The sequence below is a fragment of the Variovorax sp. YR752 genome, from assembly GCF_943372545.1.
Genome location: NZ_CALRZC010000104.1, coordinates 1 through 26,009 on the forward strand (window position 1 = coordinate 1; position 26,009 = coordinate 26,009).

Sequence of the window (26,009 nt, forward strand, 5' to 3'; positions counted from 1 at the left end):
CGCGATCTCGTCGCTCAGCCCGCCGCGCGCTTGCGCAGCACCACGCCCATGCCGTTGACCATGTCCAGCGGCAGCGCGCGGGTGATGTTCTGCTCGAACCACTGGATGAAGGCGCGTGCGCCCGGGTCCTGGTAGAAGGCGTCGACAGCCTTGCGGTAGGTCTGGAAACCCTCGCCGCCGAGCACCGCGGCGATCACCGCGTTCTGGCGGAAGAAGCCCAGCGGCGCCACGTCGATCAGGTCCAGCCCGGCGCTGTCGGCGGCGAGCTGAAGCTCGTCGACGCTGGCGGCAGCGTAGAACACCGTCTTGTCGCCGCCCTGCACGCGCGGGTCGTAGCCGAAGGTCGAATGGTCGAGTGCACCCTCGCGCGCGGCCAGCGCGTAGTTGGCGCGGCTGGTGTGGTCGATCACCATCGTACCGCCGGGGCGCAGCACACGCGCGGCCTCGCGGACGATGGTTGGCCAGTCGCGGAAATGCGGGATGACCCAGCGCGTGATCACGCCGTCGAAGCTGGCGTCGGCGAAGGGCAGCGCGTAGACGTCGCCCTGGCGCAGCGTGATGCGCCCGCCGCTGGTGTCGATCTTGTCGAGCATCGCCTGGCTGATGTCCACGCCGGTCACGTCGTGGCCGAGCGCGGCCAGCGCCTTGGTCAGCACGCCGGTGCCGCAGCCGAGGTCGAGCACGGCGCTCTTCGGCGCGATGCGCTGCGTCAGCAGGCCGATGTACTCGCTGGTGACGAAGTGGGTCAGGTCGCTGGTCGAACTGGTCGTGCGGTCGTAGATCTGCGCACGCTCGGTCGAGGTCCAGGCGGCGGACTTGAAGGACTTGACGGCATCGAGGCCAGCGTTCGGGTTCATCGTCGGGCTCCGGTGATCAGGCCAGCGCGGCGGTCTTGCGCTGCAGTTCGCCGCACAGCGTCGGGATGCGTGCGAGCTGCGGGTACTTGTCGAGCAGCTTCTGCGCGCTGGCGTTGAAGGCCTCGGGCAGCGACCAGGCGGTGGTCGAGTTGTGGAACAGCGGCGTCTCGAGGATGGTCGCGGCGTCGCGCGGGTTGCCGCCGGCCATCGCCTGCAGGCACAGGTCGGTCGCCCACAGGTGCCAGCCGAGCTCGCTGTCGATGCTGACCGCCGCGTCGCGGTGCAGCGCCACGGCGAACTCGTCGATCGACAGCGCGGCGTCGCTGCCGCGGTGGCTGAACAGCGTCGTGCGGTCGATCACCATGCCGGCGTGGCGCACCGAGCCGCCGCCGTTGCCCGAGGCCGCCAGGCCGGCGAAGCCGACCGGACCGCGGGTGCGGCCGGCCGCCTCCAGCGCGCCGAGCTGGCGTGCCAGCGCCAGGCCGCTGCCGACCGGGAAGTAGACGTCCTGGTGCGCGATCAGGTGCCAGGCATGGCGCGCCTTCTGCGTGCCGAAGGTGTAGGCGGCGGCCGCGCTGCTCGCGCCCTGCACGGTAACGATCTCGGCGCCGATCTCCTTCAGCCCCGGCGAGCGTGCGATGTTCAGCTCGTACTGCCAGACGCGGTTGACCGGCACGATGACGCTGATCGGCGCCGCCGGGCCGCTGCCGCGCAGCGCCTGCATGTCCCACTTGCGGCAGACGATGATCATCTGGTAGCAGCCGAAGGTGCGCAGCGCGGTCTCCATCGGCACGCCGAGCAGCTCGGCCGCCTCGACGATCTTGGCGGCGAAGTGGGTCTGCGGCGGCTCGACGCGGTACTGGTCGGGCATGCTCGGCAGCCAGCCGGCGTCGAGGAAGGTCTTGAACGCCGACGCGGGCGAGTAGAAGCGCACATGGGTCTGGTCGAGCAGGCCCATGCTGTCGTAGCTGATGTCGCCGGCGACCATGCGCTCGATCACCGACAGGTGCGTCATGTTGGGCAGGCAGCAAACGATCTGCGCGTCCGCCGTGGCCAGGTCGTAGAGCGACTCGAGCAGGCGGGCCGGATCGCGCACATGCTCGAGCAGGTCGCCGATGACGATGGTGTCGAAGCCGCCCTCGAGCTGCGCCAGGTCGGCACGGTCGAGGTCGAACTGCACGACACGGTCGAGGTGCTGCGCGGCGGTGGTGGCCGCCTCGGCCGACATCTCCACGCCCCACCAGGTGACGCCGGGGTGCAGTTCCTTGAAGCGCTGGCCGAGGCGGCCGTTGGCGCAGCCGAGTTCGAGCACACGCTTCGCGTCGGCGGGAATCGCCTGCAGCAGCTTGATGTTGAGCCCGTCGTAGTAGTTGCTCATCGCCGGATTCCTCAGCCGTTGACCGCCAGCGCCTCGCTGCGCAGCGGCTGCAGGGCGTGCACGTTGCTCGGCGCGACGGCCAGTTCGAACGGATCGTCGGGCAGCCGCACCTCGGCCTGCATCGCCTGCGCGTGCATGCGCTCGGCTGGCGTGGTCTCGATCTTGCGCAGCGTCATGCGCATGAAGGCGGCCTTGTCCTGCTCGCAGGGCTGCACACGCTCGTCCAGGTAGGTGCTGGTGGTGATCTCGAAGCGGTGCTCGTACCAGCCGAGGTACCAGAACCAGTCGGTGTAGTAGGTCCAGCTGTTCTCGTTGAGCGCACGCACGTGGGTCGGGTCCTGCCAGGCCGAGCGCGCATGCTCGTAGGGCACCTCGATGCGGAACTCGCCGCCGGTCTTCAGCAGCTTCAGGCAGTTGCCCATCAGCGAGACCAGGTCGGGCACATGCTCGAGCACGTTGTTGGCGTTGATCAGCTCGACGCTGGCTTCTTCGAGCAGCAGCGCGCCCTGGGTGGGCGTGTGCGCCTGCAGCGGCAGGTTCAGCGGCTGTGCCAGGTCGAGCATCAGGTCGGGCTGGGCGCGTTCGACGATGTCCAGGTTCAGCCAACCGGCGTGGTAGTCCTTGCCGGAGCCGAGGTTGACCAGCGTCGGCCGCCACGGGCCGGTGTCGAGCCGTTTGGCGATCTCGCCGGCGTAGCCCTGCGCGAAGCCGAGCACGTCGGCATAGACCTCGATCGGGTCGACCGTGCGGAAGCGTTCCAGCCCGGCGCGCGCCGCCTCGTAGAAGGCCGGCGTGCCGAAGTCCTCGCTGAAGAACTGTTCCAGCTCCTCGCCCTGCAGCCACAGCACGCTGTCCTCGAAGGCCTCGTGCGGATTCGTCAGCGGCGTGCGCTCGGAGATCACCGGCGTGCCCAGCGACAGGCAGTGCGACACACGCGCCTGCTCGAAGCGGCAGCTCTCGTAGTAGTGCGCGTTGATGACCGCCTTGGACTGCAGGATGTACGCATCGCGCTCGGCGCCGTACAGCGCGCTGTCGAACATCGCGACGTTCACGCCGCAGGCCTCGATGCGATCGATCCAGGCCTTGCGGCGCTCGTTCATGCTGCCGATGAACAGCAGGTCGATCGGCCGGTCCTCCAGCGGAACCGGGTTCTCCGGCTGCAGGTAGGGCGCGTAGAGGATGGGCGCGACCGGCACGTCGGCCGGGTCGGCGGCATAGGCGCTCACGTTGCCGGCGTCGTAGTCGATCACCGCCGAGCGGCGCAGCAGCTCGAGGAAGCTGGGGTGCAGCTGCCGGCCGCCCGCGCCGAGCTGCTCGAGGTTGACGAATACGCAGGCATGGCGCTCAGCCGCGGCCGGCTTGAAGCCGTCGTGCGCGCCGAAGATGAAGTTGATGGCGCCGTGGCGCAACCGGTTCTTCGCGATCGTGACGTTGGCGCCGAGGCGGCGCAGCATCCAGCGGTAGTAGCGCGCCTGGTCGAGCAGGCCGAGCCAGTGGGGCGAGCCCAGGGGCTGGCAGATGCTCAGGTGGATGTCGGCGGTGGAGCTCATGCGCGGCTGCCTTTCGTGGTACGGACGCGAACCACCCGCGTGGTGGCCGCTGCCGGCAAGGTTAGGCGCCGAGCCTGTGGCGAAAGCGTGGAAGTGCGCCGGCAAAGCGCCCCATTTCGAGGCCGGGCGCGTCGCCGGGCTCAATTTCCGGGCTCACCGGTCGATAGGAGCAGGGTCGCCTGTCCGCCGCGAGTCCGATCGCTGCCCATGAGAACGAATCCCAACAAGAAGTCGTACCGTGGTGTCGAGATCGACGCCGAGCTCGTGCCCCTCGTGCGCCACATGCCGGCGGTCGATGCCACCCGCGAGTCGCTGCAGTCGCTGCAGGGCGTGTGGGACTCGCTGTCGCTGCTCGGCGAGCTGTCGGGCACTGGCGTGGAGATCGGCAGCATCCGGGCCGCGTTCGCCGCGCTGACCTCGCGCCTGGTCAACCAGCTCGGCCGGCAGGAACACCACAAGGCTGCGCTGGAACAACTGGCCAAGGCCCAGGTGACGATCGACATCCTGGTGCGCAACCTGTTCGAGCGCACCGCCGACATCGGCTTCCTGGCCACCGACGAGGACCTGCGCCGCTACGCGCAGGCCGACGCCGCCGGGCGCGAGACGCTGGCTCCGGCGCTGCGCGAGCGGCTGCGCGAATACCAGCTCAAGTACTCCGTCTACGACGACATCATCCTGCTCTCGCCCGGCGGCGAGGTGCTGGCGCGGCTGGACGAGTCGGCCGGCGTGCCGCGCACGCAGGACCGCACGCTGCTCGACGAGACGCTGCACACCACGCAGCCCTATGTCGAGGCTTACCGTGCCTTCGACCTGCGCCCGGCCAGCCCGCGATCCCTGGTCTACGCGGCGCGGATCGTCGGCGACGACGGGCGCACGCCGGTGGCTGTGCTGTGCCTGTGCTTCCGCTTCGAGGACGAATGCCGGCGCATCTTCCGCAAGTTCGTCGGCGAGAACGACTGGAGCGTGGTCGCCTTGCTCGACGCCGGCGGCGCGGTGATCGCCAGCAGCGATCCGTTCCAGGTGCCGCTGGGCGCGCACGTCGCGGCACCCGACGACGGCCAGGCCCATGTGCTGCGCTTCGCCGGCCGCCACTGGCTGGCCGTCAGCTGCGACGCGCACGCCTTCCAGGGCTACGCCGGGCCCGGCTGGCGCGGCCATGCGATGACGCCGCTGGAGCATGCCTTCGCGGACGGCGAAGACACCGGCGATGCCGGCGCCGACGCCGACACCCTGGCGCTGCTGCGCCACAGCCGCCGCCTGCACCCGGATGCGCTGCGCGAGATCGCCGGCGCGGCCCACCGCATCGAGGCCGACCTGGCCCGCGCGGTGTGGAACGGCAACCTGGCGCTGGTCGCCGGCGACGGCACCATCGGCAGCGGCGAGAACAACGCCTTCTCGCGTTCGCTGCTGCGCGAGATCGGCCGCACCGGCACACGGACACGCGACAGCTTCACGCAGGCGCTGGCCCAGATGAGCGACAGCGTCGGTGCCGCGGCCCTGCAGGGCACGCAGTCGCGCGCCGCACTGGCCGCCGACATCCTGGACCGCAGCCTCTACGAACGTGCCAACGACTGCCGCTGGTGGGCGCTGACCACCGCGTTCCGCACCGCGCTGGAGTCGCCCGGCGAGATCGATCCGTCGACGCTGGAGCGTCTGCTCGGGGCGATCCACGGCCTGTACACCGTCTACGCCAACCTGCTGCTGTTCGATCGCAGCGGGCGCATCGTCGCGGTGTCGCGCCGCGACGAGGCCGCGCAGCCCGGCGCGACGCTGGGCCAGGAGTGGGTGGCACGCACGCTGTCGCTGTCCACCACGCAGGACTACTGCGTCTCGGACTTCGCGCCGAGCGAGCTGTACGGCGGCCGCCCGACCTACGTCTTCAGCGCCGCCGTGCGCGGCCTCGCCGAACCACGGCAGGTGGTCGGCGGCATCGCCATCGTGTTCGACAGCGAGCCGCAGCTGCGCTCGATGCTGCACGACACGCTGCCGCGCGATGCGCAGGGCGAACCGCTTGCGGATGCGTTCGGCGTCTTCGTCGATGCAGCCGGGCGGGTGATCGCCAGCAGCCACGATCAGCCGGCAGTGGGCAGCCTGATCGACGCCGGCGGCGCACTGCGCGGCGGCGCCCGCAGCGCCCCGGTGAACGGGCAGCAGTTCCTGGTCGGCTGCGCGGCCGCCACCGGCTACCGCGAGTTCAAGGGGCCGGACGACCGCTACCGCGAACAGGTCACGGCGCTGGTGTTCGAGGCGCTGGGCGAGACCGCTGCCAACGAGGCCGGCGTCGCCGCGGCGCCGCCTTCACGCCAGCCGTCGGCCGCCGGTCGGCGCATCGACCTGGCCACCTTGCGCATCGGTGAGCAATGGCATGCACTGGTCGGCCGCGATGTGGTCGGCGCGATCGCCACCAGCCGACTGCTGCCACTGCCGGGCCGCGCGGGCCATGTGCGCGGCAGCGTGATGTTCCGCGACGCACCGATCGCCGTGCTCGAACTCGACCGGCTGCTGGGCGAGCGCGTCGATCCGGCGCCGCCGCAGTCGCGCCAGATCGTGGTGCTGCGTTCCGCACAGGGCGCGGGCCGCCACTTCGGCCTGCTGGTGGACGCGCTGGGCGACAACCCCGAGGTGAGCGACGATCAGCTGGTGCGCCTGGCCGAGGGCCGCTGGCTGCGCTCGCCCGGCGGCGCCGCGCTGATCGACACCGTCGTCGCTCCCGCCAGCGGCGCACCCGACCGCGCCCTGCTCACGCTGCTGTCCAGCGAGGCCCTGACCGGGCTGTTGCGCGCGGCCTGATCCGCTGCGCGCGGCCTTATGGCTGGCCGATCGACAGCTCGAAGGTCTTCGGCCCCGGAAGCACCACCGGCGAGAACCCCATGCCATGCATGCGCTGGAAGGTGAACTCGTTGAGCTGCAGCGTCGCGCCGTTCGACGCGGTCACCGTCGCCGCGGCACGAAACACGTAGCCGCGGCGCGGCTTGTTCGCGAACAGCGTGGTCGAGTACTCGGCGGCGCTGCCGATGCTGCGCTGCAGCCGCGTCCAGCTGCCGGCCGCGGTGTCGTTCGCAGTCACCGTGTTCGTCGTCTCGCTCAGGCTCGCGCCCAGCGGCAGCCATTGCGAGTTGCTGTCCAGGTTCCAGTTGCTGGCACGGGTGCCGACCGCCGGAAGCGGCACGGACTTGTCGATCGCATAGAAGCCGAAGCCGCCCTCGAAGTTGATCGCCACCAGCATCAGGTCGCCGCTGCCGGCACGGTAGGCGAACAGCCGATTCGCGGGCGCGCCGTTCTCGTAGGTAGCGAAGCCCTCGTCCGGACCGGAGGTCCAGGTGGGAATCGCGGCGATCAGGTTGTCCGGCACGGTCACGCAGACGTCGAGCGCCCAGGTGGTGTTGTCCTGGCAGTTGGTGCCACCGGTGAAGCGCCCTTGGTCGTTCAGCGTGGTCGTGCCTGCGGCGGCGACGAAGGCAGCGCCGGCCGGGTTCATGCCGAGCACATTCCAGGTGCCTGCCAGTTCAGCCAATGAATGCGCCTGGATCGGCAGGCCGATGAAGTGCCGCGCCACGCCGTTCAGCGTGCGGCGACCGAACAGAATGCCGGCGCGCGAGACCACCACGTCGGCGCTGAAGCCCGCCCCGGTCTCGGTGAAGCGACAGTTGCCGTTGGCGGCAAAGCTCGTCGCGCCGGCGTCGCTTCGATCGCCGGTGAGGGTCGCGGCGTCGAAGCTCAGCTGGCTGACCTGGTTGGCCAGGCTGCTGCCGCCGGCCGGCGCAAGGATGCGGAAATCGCCGCTGCGAAACGCGGCGCAGGTCGGCGCGGCCGGGCGCAGCACTGCACTCGCGGGCAAGGTGGCCACGGTGCCGGTCCCGGCTTCGATCATGGCGGTGGTCAGCCCGGCGAGCGTGTTGCCGCTGCTTCCGAGCGCCGCAGCAAGCGCCTCCAGCGCCTGGTCATGGGCATCCCCGGCGCTGCCGGCGGTGCTCGCCACGAGCGGGCCCGAGACCAGATCGCCGATCGCGGCGAAGTCGACGCCGGCGTCGGTCAGGTAGCTCTTCACCGCCGCCTGCGCAGCGTCAGCGGCCGCCGTGGTGATGCGCGCGGCATCGAAGGCGGCGAAGAAGCCCGCCGGCGAGCCGAGCAGCAGCCGCGCGAGGACCAGCTCGGTGGCCGGCGTGATGTTGGCGCGCACGCTGGCGCCGGAGCCATAGGCCAGGCCGTGCAGCGTCACATTGCCGCTCGTCACCCGCGCCACGCAAGGCAGCACGCCGCCGGCGATGGTGGCGCTGAAGCTGCCGTCGGCCGCCGTGGTGGCTGCGCCATTGCCGCTGGCGCACTCGAGTTCCACCGCAGCGCCGGCCAGCGCTGCACCGGTGGCGGCGGTTCCGTTCACCACCAGGTCGGTGGGCGCCGGCGGGTTCGAGCTGCCGCCACCGCCGCCGCCACAGGCAGCCAGTCCGAGCCCGAGCGCGAGCGTGAGGGCAGCAGCCGCCCTGCGGGCGAAGTGCGGGCCAGACTCCAAACCAAGCGAAGCATTCATTGCGGGCATCCTTCTGTGCAGTCGAGGAACGCTGCAGCGTGCCGACGCGAGCCGACATCGTCCTCACGGAAACCTCACGGCTCCTGCGGCACCGGCCTCAGCCCCCTAACCTGAAGCCCCGGCCGGCGCGCACAAGGCTGCTTTGGCAAGATGGCCGCCATGAGCAACGACGACCGGCCGTCCGGCAGCGGGAGCAGCCGGGGCGACGACGAGGGTGCCAGCTTCTGCTACCGCTTCGCCGGCGCCGAGTTCGACGAGCTTGCGCTGACGTTGCGCGTGGCGGAGCTCGAGGTCGCAGTCGAGCCGATGCCGCTGCGGGTTCTGGCCGAGTTGTTGCGGCGCCCCGGCGAGGCGGTCACGCGCAACGAGCTGCTCGACCGGCTCTGGCCGGAGCCGACCGGCGACCATGTCCTGACGAGCGCCGTCAACCGCCTGCGCAAGGCGCTGGGCGCGGAGGCGGCGGAGCGGATCGAGAGCGTGCCGCGGGTGGGCTACCGCTTTGCCGGCCCGGTCGAGCGCATCGCGGTCGGCCGACGCATGGCCCAGCCACTGGGCCTGCAAAGCGGACAACCGGTGCCCGGCCGCAGCGGCATGCAACTCGTGCGCTGCCTCGGCGGCCACAGCGCCGGCCCCGTCTGGCTGGCCCGCGGCGAGAGGCCCGACGAGCAGCGCGTCTACAAGTTCGCCGCCGATGGCGAAAGCCTGGCGACGCTCAAGCGCGAGTACACGGTGGGCCGCATGTTGCACCGCGCGCTGGGCGCGCGCGCGGACTTCGTACCGCCGCTCGGCGCCAACTTCGAGCACGCGCCGTTCTGGCTCGAAGCCGCCTACGCCGGCACCGACCTGCCGACCTGGGCGGCGCAGGAGGGCCGGCTGGCCCGATCGACCCGCGCCGAGCGCATCGCGCTGTTCGTGCAGATCGCCAACGCGGTCGCCGCGGCGCACGGGGTCGCCGTGCTGCACAGGGACCTGAAGCCCGCCAACGTGCTCGTCTGCGACGGCCCGGCCGGGGCGCAGATCCGCCTGGTCGACTTCGGCGCCAGCCGCCTGCTCCAGCCCGAGCGCTTGCGCTCGCTCGGCGTGACGGCGCTCGGCCTGACCGTCTCGAACGGCCCGGACGCCGCCGGCACGCCCTTGTACCTGGCCCCGGAGCTGCTCGCCGGCCACGCGCCGACGCTGGCCAGCGATGTCTACGCGCTCGGCCTGATGCTCTACCAGCTGCTCGTGGGCGACTTTCGCCGGCCGATGAGCACCGGCTGGCAGCGCGACATCGACGATGCGCTGCTGGTCGAAGACCTCACCGCCGCCACTGAAGGCCGCCCCGAGGCGCGCCTGCAGAGCGCGGCCGAACTCGCGCATCGCCTGGCCGCACTCGAAGCGCGCCGCGCCGAGCGCGAGCGCGCCGCAAGCGACGCGGCCGACGCCGCGCGCGCCGCCGATCTGCTGCAGCGCAGCCGGGCGCGCCGGCCCTGGGTGATCGCGATCGTGGCCAGCCTGGCCCTCGGCCTGATGACCAGCCTGTGGCTGCAGGTCCGGGCCACTGACGCGCGGCAGCGCGCCCAGGCCGAGTCCGCCCGTGCCGAGGCCGTCACCGAGTTCCTCAACAAGGACGTGCTGCAGTCGGCCGACGTGCTGCGCGCGAGCACGCAGAAGACGGTGTCGATGTTCGACATCCTGCAGCGCGCCTCGGAGCGCGCCGGCGCCCGCTTCGCCGGTCAGCCGCGCACCGAGGCCGCCGTGCGCAGGCAGCTCGGTGACATCCTGCTGCGGCTGCAGTACCTGGCGCAGGCCGAGCGGGAGTTTGCACGCGCACTCGAGCTGCTCGAGGGCACCGCGCCCGCCGATGACGACGAGGCGCTCGCGGTCCGCTTCGGCCTCGCGCAGACCTCGGTCGGCCTGTTCCGCTCGGCGCAGGCGCTGGAGCGGCTCCAGGCCGCCGAGCACGCGGCGGGCAGCGTGCGCCTGGCCGGGCGCACCGAACTCGCGCGCCGCGCCGCCCGCGCCCGCGTCGACGTGCTGATGGATGCGCAGCGGCCGCAGGAGGCGCTCACGGCAGCGCAGCGGCTCGTCGCGCTCAGCGATGCGCTGGCCGGGCCCGACGACATCGGCATGCGCTTCGAGGCGCGCCAGCGCCTCGGCGAGGTCCAACTGCGCCTGGGCGACAAGGCCAGCGCCGAGGCGGTCTTCGCCGAGCTGAAGCAGGCACCGTTCAGCGATGCGGGCGTGGGTGAGGCGCTGCTGGCCCGGGCCCGCCTGCGTGCCGGGCGCGAGGCCATCAACGCGGGCAAGCTCGACGAGGCCGAGGCCATCCTGACCGGCGTGCGCGACGCGATGACCCGCGCCTTCGGCCCGAACGAGATGTATGCCGGCGGCGCGAACTTCGAGCTCACCGACATCCACATCGCCCGTGGCGACCTCGACAAGGCCGCGCAGACCGCCCGCGCGGCCGCGGAGGCCTTCGCCACCGCGCTCGGCGAACAGCACTTCTACACGCTGAACGCGCGGGCCAACCTGGCGGCTGTCGAGCTCGACCGCGGCGAGGCGGCCGAAGCGATGCGCCAGTTCGACGCGCTGCGCCACCTCACCGCGGCGGACCGCAACGCCGAGGCGCTGGTGGCCGGCATCGACTTCGGCCGCGCCAAGGCGATGATCCAGCTCGGCCGCGCCGCGCAGGCGCTGGCCCTGCTCGACACGGTCGGCGCCGAACAGCTCGCTGCGGCGAGCTGGGGGCCGCAGGATTTCCAGTGGCAGATCCAGGCCGCGCGCGCCCGCGCCTTGCTGGCGCTGGGCCGACGCAGCGAGGCCATCCCCCTGCTGCGCGAAGCGATCTCGGGAATGGAGCGCGCAAGCTCCTACCGCTGGGCGATCGATCGCCAGCGCGGGCTGCTGGCGCGGGCGGAGCGTGGCACTGGGCGGTGAGCGGTTAGTGGGCCGCGGCGCCAATGCTCAGGCAGGAAGGTGCGCCGGAGGCGCTCCGGCGCAGGCTCGCTGCCACAGCCGTTCGTAGAGGGCCTCGATGTCGCGTGCGAAACGCTCGCCGTCGAACAGGCGGCCGTCGCGCTGTCGGAGCAGGTGCTCGCGCAGTGCGGTGCGCCGAGGCGCGTCGCCGGCCAGGCCGACCACTGCCTCGACATAGGCGTGCGCATCACGGCAGACCAGTTCATCCAGCCCGACCTGATTCAGCAGGCTGGACGCCACGCGCTGCGCGAAGGTCTCGCCGATCACCGTGACCACCGGCACGCCCATCCACAACGCCTCGCCGGCCGTGGTGTGCGCATTGCACGGCCAGGCGTCGAGGAAGACATCGGCGCAGGCCAGCCGTGCGAGGTGCTCGTCCAGCGGCAGCAGCGGCGCGAAGCGCAAGCGCTCCGTGCCGATGCCGCGCGCCGCCGCGGCGGCGATCAGCGACTCGCGCACGTTGGCGTTCCACTCGAGCAGCCACAGCACGGCGTCGGGCAGGCGCTGCAGCATCTCGCACCAGCGATCGAACACGGCGGCCGAGATCTTGTAGGACTGGTGGAAGGCACACAGCACCGTGGCGCCCTCGGGCAGGCCGGCATCGGCGCGGCGCGCCGGCGCCGGCCGTGCCCGGCGTGCATCGTTGGGCTGGTAGCAGCCGGGCAGTTGCGCGATCTTCTCGGTGTAGCGCGCCTCGTGCGCCAGCGGCGTGACCACCGCATCGCCGATCACGTAGTCGATGAAGTCCGCGCCGCTGGTGCCGGGAAAGGCCAGCCAGTTGAGCTGCATCGGCGCCGGCCGCGCGGCGAGCACCGGCAGCAGCGTGCCGTCGGTCGCGCCCTTGACGTCGACGAGGATGTCGATGCCGAGCTCGCGGATGCGCCGCGCCATCGCATCGTGGCTCGCGCCGTGCACGTCCTCGAAGCAGTGGCAGGCGCCCTGCAGCCGCCGGCGCATCGCGCTGCCGTCGCCGGCACCGGCGCTGACCAGCGTCACCTCGACCCTTGAGCGGTCGTGCGCCTCCAGCATCTGCACCATCAGTTGCGCGGTGGCGTGCTGCTGGAAGTCGGCGCTGAGGTAGGCGATGCGCAGCGGGCCGGCGTGGGCCTGGGCGCGGCGCGGCGGCAGCGGCGTGACGAAGCTCTGGATGAAGCGTGCGTAGTGCGCCGCGACCCGCTTGATGAGCATCGGATCGTCGCTCAGCACGGCGTGCACGAAGGGGTTGACCTGCAGCGCGGCGCCTTCGGGCCGGGCCGCGAGCGCGGTCTCGAGCGCGCGCCACTCGGCGTCGGCACTCGCCCAGCGGCAGCCCTCGCGCTCCAGGTAGACGAGCAGGCCGCGGGCGAACAGCGCATCGTCGAAGCCGAGCGCGATCGCTGTGCGGATGCACTCCGCCGCCTCCAGCTTCATGCCGCAGTCGCGGAACGAGATGCCCAGCCGGTAGTGGGTGAAGGCGTCGTCGATCTTCAGCGCCAGCGACTGCATGAAGCAGTTCACCGCGTCCTGGTGGCGGCCCTGCCCCTGCAGCTCGACGCCGCGCTGCGTCAGCGCGCGCGCGTCGGTCGCCGGCGGGCGGGTCGCGGCGAGCGCCGTCATGCTGCCGGCAGATGATCGGGGCGCTGGCCGGCGACGGCGCGCGCCCACATGCGCCCGTAGAGCGATTCGATATCGCGCGCAAAGCGCTGGCCGTCGAACAACGCACTGCCACGCTGGCCGTGCAGGTGCTCGCGCAGCGCAGCGCGGCGTGGCACATCGGCGGCCAGCGCGACGACCTGCCGCTCGTAGGCATCGACAGACTGATGGACCAGTTCCTGCAATCCGACAGCGTTCAGAAGGCTGGGCGCCACACGCTGCGCGAAGGTCGCGCCGATCAGCGTCACCACCGGCACGCCGGCCCACAGCGCCTCGCCGGCGGTCGTGTGGGCGTTGCACGGCCAGGCATCGAGGTAGAGGTCGGCGCAGGCCAGCCGCGACAGGTGCTGCTCCAGCGGCAGCATCGGTGCGAAGCACAGCCGCGACGGGTCGATGCCGCGCTCGCGCGCCGCCGCCTCCAGCACGGCCTGCACATTGGTGTTCCAGCGCATCAGCCACAGCACCGCGTCGGGCACGGCGTGCAGGATGCGGCACCAGCTGTCGAACACCTCCGCGGAAATCTTGTAGGACTGGTGGAAGGCGCACAGCAGCGGCACGCCCTCGGGCGCGCCCCAGTCGGCGCGGCGCGAGGGTGCGGGCAGCGCACGCTTCGAATCGTTCGGCTGGTAGCACACCGGCATCTGCGCCAGCTTCTCGCTGAAGTGCGCAGCATGCTCGATCGGCGTCGTCACCGGGTCGCCGATGAAGTAGTCGACATAGCTCGCACCGGTGGTGCCCGGGAAGCCCAGCCAGCTGACCTGCAGCGGCGCGGCGCGCTGCGCCGTCACCGGCATCAGCGTGCCGTGGGTGGCGCCCTTCACGTCGATGAGGATGTCGATGGCCTGGTCGCGGATGCGCTGCGCCATCGCGGCGTGGGTCAGGCCGCGCAGGTCCTCGAAGTGTTCACCGGCGGCGCGCAGGCGTGTGCGCATCGCACTGCCGTCGTCGGGCCCGGCCGAGTACAGCGTGACCTCGAAGCGGGCACGGTCGTGCGCCTCGAGCATCTGCACCATCAGCTGGCTGGTGGCGTGCTGGTGGAAGTCGGCCGACAGGTAGCCGATGCGCAAGCGGCCTTCGTGGGCACGCGCCGAACGCAGTGGCAGCGGGTTGATCCGGCCGGCCACGTGCTGCGCGTACAGCCGGGCGACCTTGAGCTGCTCGAGCGGGTCGTCGACGAACACTGCGTGCGGGAAGGGCATGGTCTCGGCCGCGCGGTCGGCCGGCGCGGCCTGCACGGTCTCACGCAGCTTCGCCAACTCCGGCGCGGCGCTGGCCCAGCGGCAGGCCTCGCGCTCGAGGAAAACGAGCTGCGCGCGCGCCGCCGGCTCGCTGCTGTCCAGCCCGAGCAGCAGCGCGGTGCGCACGCATTCGGCGGCCTCGGCCTTCATGCCCTTGTCCTTGAAGGCCATGCCGAGGCGGAAGTGCACCGTCGGGTCGTCCATCTTCAGCGCCAGCGACTGCATGTAGGCGACGATCGCGTCGTCGTGGCGCCGGCAGCGCTGCAGCGCGGCGCCGAGCGAGACCCAGTAAGCAGCGTCGCGCGGCGCCTCGGCCGGCAGCGCGAGCAGGCAGGCGACCGCGGCCTCGTGCTGGCCGCGCTCCATCAGCGCGTGCGACTCCAGCGTGTAGGCCAGCGTCAGCGTCGGGCGGCGATGGCGAAGCGTCTGCGCGCGCTGCGTCGCCAGGTCGGAGCGGCCGGCCTTGATCAGCGCGTGCGTGGCGTGCAGGCCGTAGGCCGGCTCGTCGTGGCTGGCGAAGGCCTGCTCGAAACCCTGCGCGGCCTGCGCCCAGTGCTCGACACGCGCGCTCGCCTGCGCGGCATGCCAGTGGCGGAAGGCGCGCTGCTGCGCGGGCGAGCCGGCTGCGGGCGCCGAGGGCTGGGGCAGATCGAGGGCCATGGTGCCGGGAGGGTATCCGGCCCCCCGCTGCCTTCAGCGCCGGAAAAGGCAGGTTGGCCCTGGCTATTTCGGCGCGTTGGCCTGCGCGCGCCACGACGCCGCGCGCTCGCGCCACAGCGCCGCCTGATCCGCTTGCCCCAGGCTCTGGTGGAACGCCGCCAGGTTGTGCGCCGCCAGGTAGCTGCCGCGCCCGCGCACGCTGTCGGGCAGATCCGGCCGCTCGCCGATGGCCACCGCACGTTGCCAGCTCGCCTCGATCTGCGGCAGCAGCTCGGCCGCGCGTGCCGGCTCGGCCAGCGCCCAGTCGAGCAGCAGGTCGCCGAGCGTGAAGAAGAAGTCCGGCGAGTCGCCCCAGTTCGCCATCTCGTCGCTGGCAAGCGCTATCGCCTCGGCGAAACGGCGTTCCTTCTTCAGCGTGAAGATCAGCCGCACCAGCAGGTCGTGCCGCCACGCAGCGGCCGGCTCGCCTTCGCGATGCGCCTGCCGGTAGAGCGGCAGCGCGTCGGCGAAGCGCGCGCGCACCTCGAGGTCCTTGCCGAGCTGGTAGAGAAGATAGGCATCGCCCGGCTGCTCGACCAGCGCCAGGCGCAGCAGCCGCTCGTTGCGGCCGGCCTTGGCCTGCTGCGCCGCCGCGAGGTAGCCGTCGTGGCCGATCACCAGCGGCAGCCGCTCGCGCGGCCAGGCGCCGGCCGGTTGCTCGTGGATGCGCCCTTCATAGTGCACGCCGGCCGGCAGCACGCGCGGCAGCCAGCTCGGCGCCTGCTGCGTCACGCCGCCCTCGCCCGCGACCTCGCTGGCCACGGTGACCAGGCCGATGAAGTCGGGGGGGCGTGTGCGCAGCGCCGCGAGGCACTCGCCGCCGCCGTCGATCCACTCGTCGGCATCGAGCACCAGCCGCCACGGCGCGGCGGTGTGCGAGAGCGCAAAGTTGCGCGCCGCGCTGAAGTCATCGGGCCATGCTGCCGATAAGACTCGGGCGCCGCCTTGCGCGGCGATCTCGCGCGTGGCATCGGTGCTGCCGGTGTCGAGCACCAGCATCTCATCGACCCACGGCCGCGCGCTCGCCAGGCAGCGCGCCAGGCAGCGTGCTTCGTTGCGGACGATCATCACCAGCGCGAGCGCATGAGACATGGCGCATTCATTGTGGCGCAGCGTGCCCGGCACGCCGCAGGCCCCGAAAGCGCAACCGGATGTTGCGGTCCGGGGCAGATGGGGGTGGAACACCGTGCTGTTTGCACGATCGACCGCTTGACGAATGCCGACGAGCCCAGGTCGGGATGCACACAGACCCTCAAGTTCCGCCAAACCCGCTCCGATAACCCTCGCATCGGTTCTGGAAACAGGGCCGTGTCCGGTTAGCCGGCCAAGGGTTGAGCAGCGAGTTGCACTGCAAGACACACGGACGACTAGCGCGGGCGGTGCCGGTGGACGGGACTCAACCGTCACGTGCACGGGTACAGGCAAGGGTCGACAAGGAGCGTGCTCCGCGAAGACCTGAGTTAACGCCGGCGGCTAGGCCGGGAGTGTTATCAACTGACAGGAGTCTTCATCATGCCCATGACCATCAACACCAACGTGTCGTCGCTCAACGCACAGCGCAACGCCGGCACTTCGCAAACCTCGCTGGCCACCTCGCTGCAGCGCCTGTCCTCGGGCCTGCGCGTCAACTCGGCCAAGGACGACGCCGCCGGCCTGGCGATCGCCGACCGCATGAATGCCCAGATCAAGGGCATCAACGTCGCGATCCGCAACGCCAACGACGGCATCTCGCTGGCGCAGACCGCTGAAGGCGCGCTGTCCACCGTGACCGACGTGCTGCAGCGCATGCGTGAACTGGCGGTGCAGGCCCAGAACGGCTCGAACGGCACCAGCGACCGCGCCAACCTGAACACGGAATACCAGCAGCTGTCGTCGGAAATCACCCGCATCGCCAGCCAGACCAAGTTCAACGGCACGGCCATCGTCGGCTCGGGCGCCGGTGCGAACACCTTCCAGGTGGGCGCCAACAACGGCGACACGCTGACGATCACGACCTCGCAGGTGACCACCGTCGCCGGCGACCTGACCACGGCTGCCAACGCCTCGACCGCCGTCGACGCGCTGGACACCGCGCTCAACACGGTCACCACCAGCCGCGCCACCTACGGTGCCGCGATGAGCCGCTTCGAGTTCGCGATCAGCAACCTGCAGATCACCGGCGAGAACCAGCAAGCTGCCCGCGGCCGCATCATGGACGCCGACTTCGCCTCGGAAACGGCGAACCTGTCGCGCGCCCAGATCCTGCAGCAGGCCGGCTCGGCGATGGTCGCCCAGGCGAACCAGCTGCCGCAGAACGTGCTGTCGCTGCTGCGCTGAGCAACAAGGCGTCGCACGGGAAAGCCGCCCTCCGGGGCGGCTTTTTCGTTGCGGCCACGGCATCGAACTGCACTGCCAATCCGCCGCTATTCATCGGACCGGCCCTCTCGCGGCTGCCGAAGAATTCGTCTGACAGGCCGCACTTCGCGAGAGGGGCCTGAAGTCGCCGGTCAGTGATCCGGCAGCAATCGGATCCTTCAGGAGTGCATTCATGCCGCAAACCATCAATACGAACGTTTCGTCGCTGAACGCGCAACGGAACCTGAACACCTCGCAGACCTCCCTGGCCACCTCGATGCAGCGCCTGTCCTCGGGCCTGCGTGTCAACTCTGCCAAGGACGACGCCGCCGGCCTGGCGATCGCCGACCGGATGAACGCGCAGATCCGCGGCATCAACGTCGCGATCCGCAATGCCAACGATGGCATCTCGCTGGCGCAGACCGCTGAAGGCGCGCTGGCCACCGTCACCGACGTGCTGCAGCGCATGCGCGAACTGGCCATCCAGGCGCAGAACGGCTCCAACGGCACCAGCGACCGCGCCAACCTCGACACCGAATTCCAGCAGCTGTCGTCGGAAATCACCCGCATCTCGCAGCAGACCAAGTTCAACGGCACGGCCATCGTCGGCTCGGGCGCCGGCGCGCAGACCTTCCAGGTCGGCGCCAACAACGGCGACACGATGACGATCACCACCTCGACGGTGACGACGGTGACCGGCGACATCCTGACCTCCGGCACCGCCTCGACCGCGGTCTCGGCGATCGACGCCCAGCTCGACCTGATCACCACCAGCCGCGCCACCTACGGTGCCGCGATGAGCCGCTTCGAGTTCGCGATCAGCAACCTGCAGATCACCGGCGAGAACCAGAGCGCCGCGCGCGGCCGCATCATGGACGCCGACTTCGCGGCGGAAACCGCCAACCTGTCGCGCTCGCAGATCCTGCAGCAGGCCGGCACCGCGATGGTGGCGCAGGCCAACCAGCTGCCGCAGCAGGTGCTGCAACTGCTGCAAGGCTGAAGACGGAGACGTCGTCGCTCAAGTTCCGGGCGACGCGGCCGACAACCCGGTATCCGCCCAGGGGCGGAGCCACGGGTTCGTTCCAGGCGCCGAGCGGACCCTGATGGTCTCGCGCCGGCGCCTTTTCACCTTCTGCAAGGGGCAGTCTCATGGCCAGCATCAGCTCACCGGGCATCGGCAGCGGACTCGACGTCAGCTCGATCATCACTTCGCTGATGGCGCTGGAGCGCAAGCCGCTCGATCAGCTGGAGACCGCCGAGAGCAAGATCCAGTCGCAGATTTCCGAGGTCGGCAAGATCAAGAGCGCGCTGTCCAAGTTCCGCGACCTGGCGGCCAAGCTCGCCTCCACCGACTTCTGGCGGACCAGCACCGGCACGGCGTCGAACAGCGCGATCGGCATCACCACCAGCAGCAGCGCCAGCCCGGCGCAGTACAGCGTCAACGTGACCTCGCTGGCCACGGCGCAGGCGATCGCCGCGCCGGCGGTGGCCTCGAGCACGGCCACGCTGGGCGCGGGCACGTTGACCATCCAGCGCAGCGGCGGCGACCCGTTCGACGTCACCATCGAAGCCACCGACACGCTGGCCGCGATCCGCGACAAGATCAACGCGGCCGGCGCCGGCGTGACCGCCAGCATCCTCAACGACGGCAGCGGTGCGCGGCTGATGATGCGCTCCGACGCGACCGGCGCCGCCAACGCCTTCACCACCACGGTGACCGGCACCGGCCTGGACGGCCTGACCTTCGACGCCGGCACGCAGACCGGCGGCGCCACGCGCGCGGAACAGGCCGCGGACGCCGTCGCCACCATCAACAACCTGCCGATCACCTCGGCCAGCAACACGCTGACCGACGTGCTCGACGGCGTGACGCTGACGCTCAACGCCGAGACCGCCGCCCCGGTCACCGTGACCGTGGCGCCGGACACCGCGGCGCTGAAGAAGACGCTGACCGAGTTCGCCAGCGCCTACAGCGAGCTGGCCAAGCTGATCGCCACCGACACCAAGTACGACGCGACGACCAAGAAGGCCGGCGCGCTGCAGGGCGACAGCGCCATCGTCGGCCTGCAGACACAGTTGCGCTCGATGATCGGCGCGAGCAGCGGTGCCTCGACCGCCTTCGCGCGCTTGTCCGACGCCGGCTTCGAGATGCAGCAGGACGGCAGCCTGACGGTCAACAGCACCAAGCTCGACAAGGCGATCGCCAACCTGAGCGAGCTGAAGGCGCTGTTCTCCAACTCCAGCCTCACCGACCCGAGCCTGGACGGCTTCGGCAAGCGTTTCCGCGTGGTGGCCAGCAACATCCTCGGCATCGACGGCTCGCTGACCTCGCGCACCGACGGCCTCAACGACAAGCTCAAGCGCAACCAGAAGCAGCAGGACCGCATGGAAGAGCGCCTGGCGGCGACGCAGAAGCGGCTGGAGAAGCAGTACAGCATGCTCGACGCCAAGCTCGGCACGCTCAACGGCCTGAGCAGCTACGTGACCGAGCAGGTCGCGCAGTGGAACAAGTCCTGAGATGAAGCCCCCAAGCTCACTTCGTTCGCTGCCCCCCGAGGGGGCCATCAGTGGCTTCGGAGCGGCCGGGCGCCACTGAGCTGATCCCCCGAGAAGGCTGGTTCCAAGGCCTTCTTCCCTCGGCGACAGTGTCTCAAGTCGCAACCGCGCGGGCCGATATTCAAGGCAACTTCACCAGCTCACAGGGCCCTCGCAATGTTCGCTGCCACCTTCGCCCCGCCGCGCGCCATGCACTCGCTGGCCAACGCCTACCAGCAGATCGGCCTGGAAACGGCCACCGCCAACGCGACGCCGCACAAGCTGATCGAGATGCTGTTCGACGGCTTCCAGGACGCCGTGGCACGCGCCCGCGGCGCGCTGCTGGCGCGCCAGATCGAGGCCAAGGGCCGCGCGATCGGGCACGCCGCACGCATCGTCGAGGAAGGCCTGAAGGCCGGCCTGAACCTGAAGGACGGCGGCAAGATCGCCGCCGACCTGGACGCGCTGTATGCCTACATCGGCGTGCGCCTGACGTATGCGAACCTGCACAACGACGAGGCCGCGCTCGACGAGTGCTCGCGCCTGATCGAGCCGGTACGGGCCGCCTGGGCCGAGATCGGCCCGCGCGTGACGGCCCGCGCGCAGTGAGCGGCAGAGCCCCGATGAACCGCACCGGAACGCCCGCCATGACGTCGCCCCTGCTCAACTACTACGAGGCCATCGAACAGGCCAGCCAGGACATGCTGGAAGCCGCGCGCATCGGCAACTGGGACCAGGTGGTCAAGCTCGAAGGCGCCTGCGCGCTGCTGATCTCGCAGCTCAAGCATGCCGCCTCCAAGCAGCCGCTGCCCAGCGAGGAGGCGCAGCTCAAGTCGCGCATCATGCAGCGCATCCTGGTCAACGACGCCGAGATCCGCCACCTCGCCGAACCCTGGCTGGAGCAGCTCGACGAGCTGCTGGCCGGCCGCACCAAAACCCTGCACTGACCCCCTTCTCCGCAGCGACATGGAAACCTTGCCGATGCCGCTGGAATCGCTGTCCGCCCAACATGGCGGGCTCGACGAATTCCGCATCACCGCCCCGCGCGAGATCGCCGCGATGCTCAAGCAGTTCCAGGACGGCAACGTGCTGCTGAACCTCAACGGCAGCAACGGCGCGATGCTCTCCACCACGCTGTGGTCGCTCGACCCGGCGCGCAGCCAGCTCAGCTTCAGCGCCGACGCCGGCGCCCCGGTGACGCAGCGCCTGATCGAGTGCGACGAGGCGGTGGCCGTGGGCTACCTCGACAGCATCAAGGTGCAGTTCGACGTGCAGGGCCTGGTGCTGGTGCGCGGCGTCGGCGGCAGCGCCATCAGCGCGCGCATGCCGCGCGAACTGTTCCGTTTCCAGCGCCGCAACGCCTTCCGCGTGCGGCCGCTGCTGCGCAGCTCGCCGGTGGCGCGCGTGCGCCACCCGGCGATCGCCGAGATGCAGCTCGCGCTGCGCGTGATCGACGTCAGCATCGGCGGCTGCGCGCTGTTCCTGCCCGAGGACGTGCCGCCCATCCAGCCGGGCATGGTGATGCACCAGGTGCAGCTCGACCTCGACGCCGACACCCGCATCGTCGCCAACCTGCGGCTGCAGCACGCCACCGTGCTCAACCCGGAGGCCAAGGGCGCGCGCATGGGCTGCGAGTTCGTGCAGCTCGGCGCCGACGGCGAGCGCACGCTGCAGCGCTTCATCGACCAGACGCAGAAACGGCGCCGGCTGATGTCGCTGGACTAGCCTGCGCGGCGCCGCCGCAGCGGGCATTTCTCACACACCGTTACAGCCTGGGGGAATCCACCCTCAAGTCCGGCTTTGGCGTGCCGATCTTCCTGTCATAGCGATATTTCGCCCCGACAAGGAGCGCACCATGAGCGTCAACAACGTCACAGGCGTCGGACGTGTCGTGCTGCCGGCGACGCCGGGCCGACCTTCCGACCAGCAGACTTCGCAGCCCGGCCAGGCCAAGGGCGAGACGGGTTCGCTCGTCCAGCTCGACGAGGCCACGCAGCAGCCGATTCCGCCACGCTTCCCGTGGCTGAGCCGGCTCGCCCGCGAGCTGGAGCCGGCCTCGAAGCAGCCGTCGCCCTACGGCACGGTGCCCCTGCTCGGCGAGAAGCTCGACAAGCAGGCCTGAGCGGGCGTCCGCCGCCCGGCGCTCAGACTTGCATGTTCATGATCTCGCTGTAGGCCGAGACCAGCCGGTTGCGCACCGTCAGCGTCGCCTGGAAGCCGACCTGCGCCTTCTGCATCGCAACCATGGTCTCTTCCAGGCTCACGCCGGGGTTGCCCATCTGCACCTCGCGCTGCAGCCTCGAGGCCTCGTTCTGGCTCGAGCTGACCGAGCCCAGCGCCTGCGTCAGCGCCTGCTGGAAACCGCCGCCCTCGACGGCGCGGCCGGCCTTCAGCGGCTGGCCATTGGTGGCCAGGCCGGCGCGGGCGGCGGCCTGGGCGAAATCGAAGGGTTTGAGCGTGACGTTCATGGCATTCCCTCACCATGGGAGATGTCGTGATGCTATTGGCTGCCCCGGGTGACGGTGGGGCGAACTGGCCGCGATTGCCCGGGCTGTTCGCCGCATTCGCGGTCCTCAAGTTCTCGAACAATCGGTTTCGATCCGGGCGCCTTCGTGCCTGGGGACTGAATTGATCGCCCATGGACAACGCCGTCGTCGCCGCAAGAGCCAACGCCCTGCCCCTGGTCGAACCCGCCGGGTTCGGCGCCCGCGTGGCCGCCCTGCCCGTGAAGACCAAGATGATGTTCCTGCTCGGCCTGGCCGCGCTGGTCGCCGTGGTGCTGGCGATGACGACGTGGAGCAGCCAGGGCGACTACAAGGTGCTGTACGCCAACCTGTCCGACAAGGACGGCGGCGCGATCATCGCCCAGCTCTCGCAGATGAACGTGCCCTACCGCCACGCCGACGGCGGCGCCGCGATCCTGGTGCCCGCGAGCAAGGTGCACGACGCGCGCCTGAAGCTGGCCGCCGCCGGCCTGCCCAAGGGCTCGGTGGTCGGCTACGAGCTGATGGACGGCGCGCGCTTCGGCCAGACCCAGTTCCAGGAACGCCTGACCTTCCAGCGCGGCCTGGAAGGCGAACTGACGCGCTCGATCACCGCGCTGGCCGCGGTGCAGAACGCACGAGTGCATCTGGCGCTGCCCAACCAGAACGGCTTCTTCCGTGAACAGCAGAAGCCCACTGCCTCGGTGATGCTGACGCTGTACCCCGGCCGCACGCTGGAGCGCTCGCAGATCGCCGGCATCGTGCACCTGGTGTCGTCCAGCGTGCCGGAGATGAACCCGAAGGCGGTCAGCGTGCTCGACCAGACCGGCGCCCTGCTCACCGCCAACGGCGACAGCCCGCAGACCGGGCTGGACGCGCAGCAGCTGCAGTACGTCAACCAGGTCGAGGCCGGCTACCAGAAGCGCATCTTCGAGCTGCTCGAGCCGCTGGTCGGCCGCGACAACCTGCGCGCCACCGTCACCGCCGACCTCGACTTCTCGCAAAGCGAGGCCACCGCCGAAGAGTTCACGCCCAACCAGGGCGACAAGGCCAGCGTGGCCATCCGCAGCCAGCAGGTCAGCGAACAGAGCGGCTCGCAGGGCGGCGCGCCGTCGGGCGTGCCGGGCGCCACGTCCAACCAGCCACCGGTGCCGGCCACCGCGCCGGTGACCGGTGCCGCACAGCCGCTGCAGGCCGCGCAAGGCGGTGGCGGCAACTCGAACAGCCGCCGCGATGCGGTGACCAACTACGAGGTCGACAAGACGGTGCGCGTGACGCGCAACGCCACTGGCACCGTCAAGCGGCTGAACGCCGCGGTGGTGGTGAATCACCGCAGCGTGACCGATGCCAAGGGCAAGACCACGACCACGCCGCTGAGCGCCGAGGAGATCGAGAAGCTGACCGCGCTGGTGCGCGAGAGCATCGGCTTCAAGCAGGACCGCGGCGACTCGGTCAAGGTGATCAACGCGCCGTTCAAGGTCGAGAAGATCGAGAAGGTCGACATCCCGCTGTGGAAGCAGCCGGAGATCATCGACATGCTGCGCGCCGCTGCGGTGCCGGCCGGCCTGGCGCTGATCGGCCTGATCGTGTTCTTCGGGCTCGTCCGCCCGGCGATGAAGGCCGCGCTTGCGCCGCCCCCGCCGCCGGCGCCTGGCGCGCAGCTCAGCGCGGTGGTCGACGACGAGACCGTGCTGCCCGACGGCACGCCGCCGGCGCTGCCCGCGCCCAAGACCAACCAGAACCTCGAGGCCGCGCGTGCGCTGGCCAAGGAGAACCCGGCGGCGGTGGCGAACATCGTGCGCGGCTGGGTGAGTGGCGAGGCTGCGTGATGACGCGCCGGATCGTGTCGAAGCCGAGCGGGCCGAGCGCCGGGCCGCTCCCAAGCCGGCCCGCATCCCCTCGGGGGATCGGCCGACGTACCCGTCGGACGAGGGGCTGACACATGGATGATCAAGGCATCGAAGACGCGGCGATCCTGCTGATGTCCCTCGGCGAGGAGGAAGCCGCCGAGGTCTTCAAGCACCTTGCGCCGAAGGAAGTGCAGCGCCTGGGCGAGACCATCGCCAAGCTGAAGACCGTCCCGCGCGAGCGCGTGGAAGGCGTGCTGGAGAAGTTCAGCACGGTCGCCGGCGAGCAGAGCATGCTCGTCACCGACACCGACGAATACGTCAAGAGCGTGCTGCGCAAGGCGCTCGGCGACGACAAGGCCAACCTGCTGATCGACCGCATCCTGCAGGGCGCCGACGTCACCGGCATCGAGAGCCTGAAGTGGATGGACCCGGGCTCGGTGGGCGAACTGCTGCGCAACGAGCACCCGCAGATCGTCGCCGCGATCCTCGTGCACCTCGACTTCGACCAGGCCGGCTCGGTGCTCAAGACCTTCCCCGAGCGCCAGCGCAACGAGGTGATGGTGCGCATCGCCACGCTCGACGGCATCCAGCCCTCGGCGCTGAAGGACCTCAACGAGGTGATGAGCAAGGTGCTGGCCGGCGGCGACCGGCTGAAGAAGGCCTCGCTGGGCGGCGTGAAGACGGCCGCCGAGATGATCAACCTGATGGGATCGAGCGTCGAGACGGCGGTGCTCGACTACATCCGCGAGGTCGACAACGACCTGGCGCAGAAGATCATGGACAACATGTTCACCTTCGACGACCTGGAGAAGATCGACGACAAGGGCATCCAGTCGCTGCTCAAGGAAGTGCAGAGCGAGTCGCTCGTCATCGCGCTCAAGGGCGCCACGCCGGAGATGCGCGAGAAGGTGTTCAAGAACATGTCCACCCGCGCCGCCGAGACGCTGCGCGAGGACCTGGAATCGCGCGGCCCGGTGCGGGTCTCCGAGGTCGAGGCCGAGCAGAAGGAAATGCTCAAGATCGTGCGCCGCCTGGCCGACGAAGGCCAGATCGTTCTCGGCGGCGGCGGTGACGACGAGTTCCTGTGATGAGCCACCCGAAGGAACGCATTCGCCAGGTGCCACCGCCCGCCGGTGGCGGCAAGAGCGCGGCCATGTACACGCGCTTCATCCCGCGCGAGGAGCTGTCGGGCTTCGCGGCCTGGAACCCCGGCTCGCTGTCGGGCGAGGAGGAAGCCGCCGCGGCGGCCGCTGCCGAGCCGCAGAAGAGCCCGGAGGAACTGCTGACCGAGTCGCTGCGTGCGGCGCGCCAGGGCGGCTATCACGACGGCTACCGCGACGGCCTGGCCGCGCTGGACAGCTTCAAGCAGAGCTTCGCGCAGCAGGCCACCGCGCAGATGGGCGCGCTGGTGCAGTCCTACGGCAGCCAGATGGACGCGCTGCAGCAGGCCATGGCCACCGCGCTGGCCAACGCCGCGGTGTCGCTGGCGCGCCAGGTGGTGCGCGGCGAGCTGGCCGCCAACCCGCAGCAGGTGGCCGCGGTCGCGCAGGAGGCCATCGAGGCGCTGCTGCTGTCGGCGCGCCACGTCACCGTGCGCGTGCACCCCGACGACCAGCCGCTGGTCGCGCAGGGCGCGCAGGAGATCCTTGCCGCCCGCGGCGCGCGCCTGGTCGGCGACGCGGCGGTCACGCGCGGCGGCTGCGTCGTCGAGTCGGACATCGGCATCGTCGACGCCAGCATCGAGGCCCGCTGGCGCCGTGCCGCCGCGGCGCTGGGCTCGGAAGCACCGTGGTCGGCGGAGGATGGCGAATGATCAGCACGCAGGCCGAATCGCACGCGCTGGCGACCACCGAACACTGGCACCGCTTCCTCGGCGACCTGAAGAACTTCTCCGCCGAACCGGTGCCGCTGGAGACGGTGGGCCGGCTGGTGCGCGTGGCCGGGCTGGTGCTCGAGGCCACCGGCAT

The 26,009-nt window shown here is 70.7% G+C and carries 20 protein-coding genes; 12 read left to right on the forward strand and 8 right to left on the reverse strand.

Annotated elements, in window-relative coordinates; translation table 11 throughout:
• Nucleotides 1–14: 14 nt before the first annotated feature.
• Genes AAG801_RS22610 through AAG801_RS22620 form a run of 3 tightly spaced genes read right to left on the reverse strand, consistent with a single transcriptional unit; the run spans nt 15 to nt 3,785 of the window.
• On the reverse strand, nt 15–857 hold the full coding sequence (locus AAG801_RS22610; protein WP_341890378.1) for a class I SAM-dependent methyltransferase: 843 nt from the start codon (nt 855–857) through the stop codon (nt 15–17).
• Between the two features lie 16 nt (nt 858–873).
• Nucleotides 874–2,235 carry a class I SAM-dependent methyltransferase gene (locus AAG801_RS22615; protein ID WP_341890379.1) on the reverse strand — a complete coding sequence of 454 codons (1,362 nt, stop codon included), beginning with the start codon at nt 2,233–2,235 and terminating at the stop codon, nt 874–876.
• Nucleotides 2,236–2,246: 11 nt separating this feature from the next.
• On the reverse strand, nt 2,247–3,785 hold the full coding sequence (locus AAG801_RS22620) for a hypothetical protein (protein WP_341890380.1): 1,539 nt from the start codon (nt 3,783–3,785) through the stop codon (nt 2,247–2,249).
• A 207-nt stretch (nt 3,786–3,992) separates the two neighbouring features.
• On the opposite strand from AAG801_RS22620, the gene AAG801_RS22625 reads away from it, so the two are divergent.
• Nucleotides 3,993–6,575 carry a chemotaxis protein CheW gene (locus AAG801_RS22625; RefSeq protein ID WP_341890381.1) on the forward strand — a complete coding sequence of 861 codons (2,583 nt, stop codon included), beginning with the start codon at nt 3,993–3,995 and terminating at the stop codon, nt 6,573–6,575.
• A 16-nt stretch (nt 6,576–6,591) separates the two neighbouring features.
• On the opposite strand, the gene AAG801_RS22630 is transcribed toward AAG801_RS22625, so the two are convergent.
• A complete protein-coding gene (locus tag AAG801_RS22630; protein WP_341890382.1) occupies nt 6,592–8,313 on the reverse strand; it encodes a hypothetical protein in 1,722 nt (573 codons plus the stop codon).
• Between the two features lie 159 nt (nt 8,314–8,472).
• On the opposite strand from AAG801_RS22630, the gene AAG801_RS22635 reads away from it, so the two are divergent.
• Nucleotides 8,473–11,232 (forward strand): winged helix-turn-helix domain-containing protein, encoded by a 2,760-nt coding sequence (locus AAG801_RS22635; protein ID WP_341890383.1) that lies wholly within the window; start codon nt 8,473–8,475, stop codon nt 11,230–11,232.
• Between the two features lie 27 nt (nt 11,233–11,259).
• Here the strand turns inward: AAG801_RS22635 and AAG801_RS22640 are convergent, their stop codons facing one another.
• The 3 genes from AAG801_RS22640 to AAG801_RS22650 all read right to left on the reverse strand — a co-directional run bounded on the left by AAG801_RS22640 (nt 11,260) and on the right by AAG801_RS22650 (nt 15,932).
• Nucleotides 11,260–12,867: a UDP-N-acetylglucosamine-peptide N-acetylglucosaminyltransferase gene (locus AAG801_RS22640; RefSeq protein WP_341890384.1), complete on the reverse strand. Its 1,608-nt coding sequence runs from the start codon at nt 12,865–12,867 to the stop codon at nt 11,260–11,262.
• Complete coding sequence (locus AAG801_RS22645; protein WP_341890385.1) at nt 12,864–14,801, reverse strand: hypothetical protein; 1,938 nt, start codon at nt 14,799–14,801, stop codon at nt 12,864–12,866. Before AAG801_RS22645 ends, AAG801_RS22640 begins: the two co-directional genes overlap by 4 nt.
• A 63-nt stretch (nt 14,802–14,864) precedes the next feature.
• On the reverse strand, nt 14,865–15,932 hold the full coding sequence (locus AAG801_RS22650; RefSeq protein WP_341890386.1) for a glycosyltransferase: 1,068 nt from the start codon (nt 15,930–15,932) through the stop codon (nt 14,865–14,867).
• Between the two features lie 420 nt (nt 15,933–16,352).
• On the opposite strand from AAG801_RS22650, the gene AAG801_RS22655 reads away from it, so the two are divergent.
• The 7 genes from AAG801_RS22655 (at nt 16,353) to AAG801_RS22685 (ending at nt 21,831) form a co-directional block, all read left to right on the forward strand.
• Nucleotides 16,353–17,156: a flagellin gene (locus AAG801_RS22655; RefSeq protein ID WP_341890387.1), complete on the forward strand. Its 804-nt coding sequence runs from the start codon at nt 16,353–16,355 to the stop codon at nt 17,154–17,156.
• A gap of 211 nt (nt 17,157–17,367) precedes the next feature.
• Complete coding sequence (locus AAG801_RS22660) at nt 17,368–18,174, forward strand: flagellin (protein WP_341890388.1); 807 nt, start codon at nt 17,368–17,370, stop codon at nt 18,172–18,174.
• A 149-nt stretch (nt 18,175–18,323) separates the two neighbouring features.
• Nucleotides 18,324–19,691: a flagellar filament capping protein FliD gene (gene fliD / locus AAG801_RS22665; RefSeq protein WP_341890389.1), complete on the forward strand. Its 1,368-nt coding sequence runs from the start codon at nt 18,324–18,326 to the stop codon at nt 19,689–19,691.
• Between the two features lie 195 nt (nt 19,692–19,886).
• Nucleotides 19,887–20,318: a flagellar export chaperone FliS gene (gene fliS, locus AAG801_RS22670; RefSeq protein WP_341890390.1), complete on the forward strand. Its 432-nt coding sequence runs from the start codon at nt 19,887–19,889 to the stop codon at nt 20,316–20,318.
• 38 nt (nt 20,319–20,356) lie between these two features.
• On the forward strand, nt 20,357–20,656 hold the full coding sequence (locus AAG801_RS22675; protein ID WP_341890391.1) for a flagellar protein FliT: 300 nt from the start codon (nt 20,357–20,359) through the stop codon (nt 20,654–20,656).
• A gap of 19 nt (nt 20,657–20,675) precedes the next feature.
• The gene (locus tag AAG801_RS22680) at nt 20,676–21,434 is read left to right on the forward strand and encodes a flagellar brake protein (protein WP_341890392.1); all 759 of its coding nucleotides are present in this window, start codon (nt 20,676–20,678) and stop codon (nt 21,432–21,434) included.
• Nucleotides 21,435–21,564: 130 nt separating this feature from the next.
• The gene (locus AAG801_RS22685) at nt 21,565–21,831 is read left to right on the forward strand and encodes a hypothetical protein (RefSeq protein WP_341890393.1); all 267 of its coding nucleotides are present in this window, start codon (nt 21,565–21,567) and stop codon (nt 21,829–21,831) included.
• A 22-nt stretch (nt 21,832–21,853) separates the two neighbouring features.
• On the opposite strand, the gene fliE is transcribed toward AAG801_RS22685, so the two are convergent.
• Nucleotides 21,854–22,177: a flagellar hook-basal body complex protein FliE gene (gene fliE, locus AAG801_RS22690; protein WP_341890394.1), complete on the reverse strand. Its 324-nt coding sequence runs from the start codon at nt 22,175–22,177 to the stop codon at nt 21,854–21,856.
• A 170-nt stretch (nt 22,178–22,347) separates the two neighbouring features.
• Between fliE and fliF the strand changes: the two genes are divergently transcribed.
• From fliF to AAG801_RS22705, 3 genes are all read left to right on the forward strand, one after another.
• Entirely contained in the window at nt 22,348–24,021 is a 1,674-nt protein-coding gene (fliF, locus tag AAG801_RS22695; protein WP_341890395.1) for a flagellar basal-body MS-ring/collar protein FliF, read from the forward strand.
• A 113-nt stretch (nt 24,022–24,134) separates the two neighbouring features.
• On the forward strand, nt 24,135–25,130 hold the full coding sequence (gene fliG, locus AAG801_RS22700; RefSeq protein ID WP_341890396.1) for a flagellar motor switch protein FliG: 996 nt from the start codon (nt 24,135–24,137) through the stop codon (nt 25,128–25,130).
• A complete protein-coding gene (locus tag AAG801_RS22705; RefSeq protein WP_341890397.1) occupies nt 25,130–25,855 on the forward strand; it encodes a flagellar assembly protein FliH in 726 nt (241 codons plus the stop codon). Before fliG ends, AAG801_RS22705 begins: the two co-directional genes overlap by 1 nt.
• Nucleotides 25,856–26,009: the final 154 nt, after the last annotated feature.

Excerpts from the sequence above, each read along its gene's own strand:
- AAG801_RS22640 (WP_341890384.1), bottom strand. The coding sequence starts at position 12,867 with ATGACGGCGCTCGCCGCGACCCGCCCGCCGGCGACCGACGCGCGCGCG.
- AAG801_RS22635 (WP_341890383.1), top strand. The coding sequence starts at position 8,473 with ATGAGCAACGACGACCGGCCGTCCGGCAGCGGGAGCAGCCGGGGCGAC.
- AAG801_RS22610 (WP_341890378.1), bottom strand. The coding sequence starts at position 857 with ATGAACCCGAACGCTGGCCTCGATGCCGTCAAGTCCTTCAAGTCCGCC.
- AAG801_RS22705 (WP_341890397.1), top strand. The coding sequence starts at position 25,130 with ATGAGCCACCCGAAGGAACGCATTCGCCAGGTGCCACCGCCCGCCGGT.
- AAG801_RS22650 (WP_341890386.1), bottom strand. The coding sequence starts at position 15,932 with ATGTCTCATGCGCTCGCGCTGGTGATGATCGTCCGCAACGAAGCACGC.
- fliF (WP_341890395.1), top strand. The coding sequence starts at position 22,348 with ATGGACAACGCCGTCGTCGCCGCAAGAGCCAACGCCCTGCCCCTGGTC.
- fliS (WP_341890390.1), top strand. The coding sequence starts at position 19,887 with ATGTTCGCTGCCACCTTCGCCCCGCCGCGCGCCATGCACTCGCTGGCC.
- AAG801_RS22680 (WP_341890392.1), top strand. The coding sequence starts at position 20,676 with ATGGAAACCTTGCCGATGCCGCTGGAATCGCTGTCCGCCCAACATGGC.
- AAG801_RS22660 (WP_341890388.1), top strand. The coding sequence starts at position 17,368 with ATGCCGCAAACCATCAATACGAACGTTTCGTCGCTGAACGCGCAACGG.
- AAG801_RS22685 (WP_341890393.1), top strand. The coding sequence starts at position 21,565 with ATGAGCGTCAACAACGTCACAGGCGTCGGACGTGTCGTGCTGCCGGCG.
- AAG801_RS22620 (WP_341890380.1), bottom strand. The coding sequence starts at position 3,785 with ATGAGCTCCACCGCCGACATCCACCTGAGCATCTGCCAGCCCCTGGGC.
- AAG801_RS22630 (WP_341890382.1), bottom strand. The coding sequence starts at position 8,313 with ATGAATGCTTCGCTTGGTTTGGAGTCTGGCCCGCACTTCGCCCGCAGG.
- AAG801_RS22645 (WP_341890385.1), bottom strand. The coding sequence starts at position 14,801 with ATGGCCCTCGATCTGCCCCAGCCCTCGGCGCCCGCAGCCGGCTCGCCC.
- AAG801_RS22675 (WP_341890391.1), top strand. The coding sequence starts at position 20,357 with ATGACGTCGCCCCTGCTCAACTACTACGAGGCCATCGAACAGGCCAGC.
- fliG (WP_341890396.1), top strand. The coding sequence starts at position 24,135 with ATGGATGATCAAGGCATCGAAGACGCGGCGATCCTGCTGATGTCCCTC.
- AAG801_RS22625 (WP_341890381.1), top strand. The coding sequence starts at position 3,993 with ATGAGAACGAATCCCAACAAGAAGTCGTACCGTGGTGTCGAGATCGAC.
- AAG801_RS22615 (WP_341890379.1), bottom strand. The coding sequence starts at position 2,235 with ATGAGCAACTACTACGACGGGCTCAACATCAAGCTGCTGCAGGCGATT.
- fliD (WP_341890389.1), top strand. The coding sequence starts at position 18,324 with ATGGCCAGCATCAGCTCACCGGGCATCGGCAGCGGACTCGACGTCAGC.
- AAG801_RS22655 (WP_341890387.1), top strand. The coding sequence starts at position 16,353 with ATGCCCATGACCATCAACACCAACGTGTCGTCGCTCAACGCACAGCGC.
- fliE (WP_341890394.1), bottom strand. The coding sequence starts at position 22,177 with ATGAACGTCACGCTCAAACCCTTCGATTTCGCCCAGGCCGCCGCCCGC.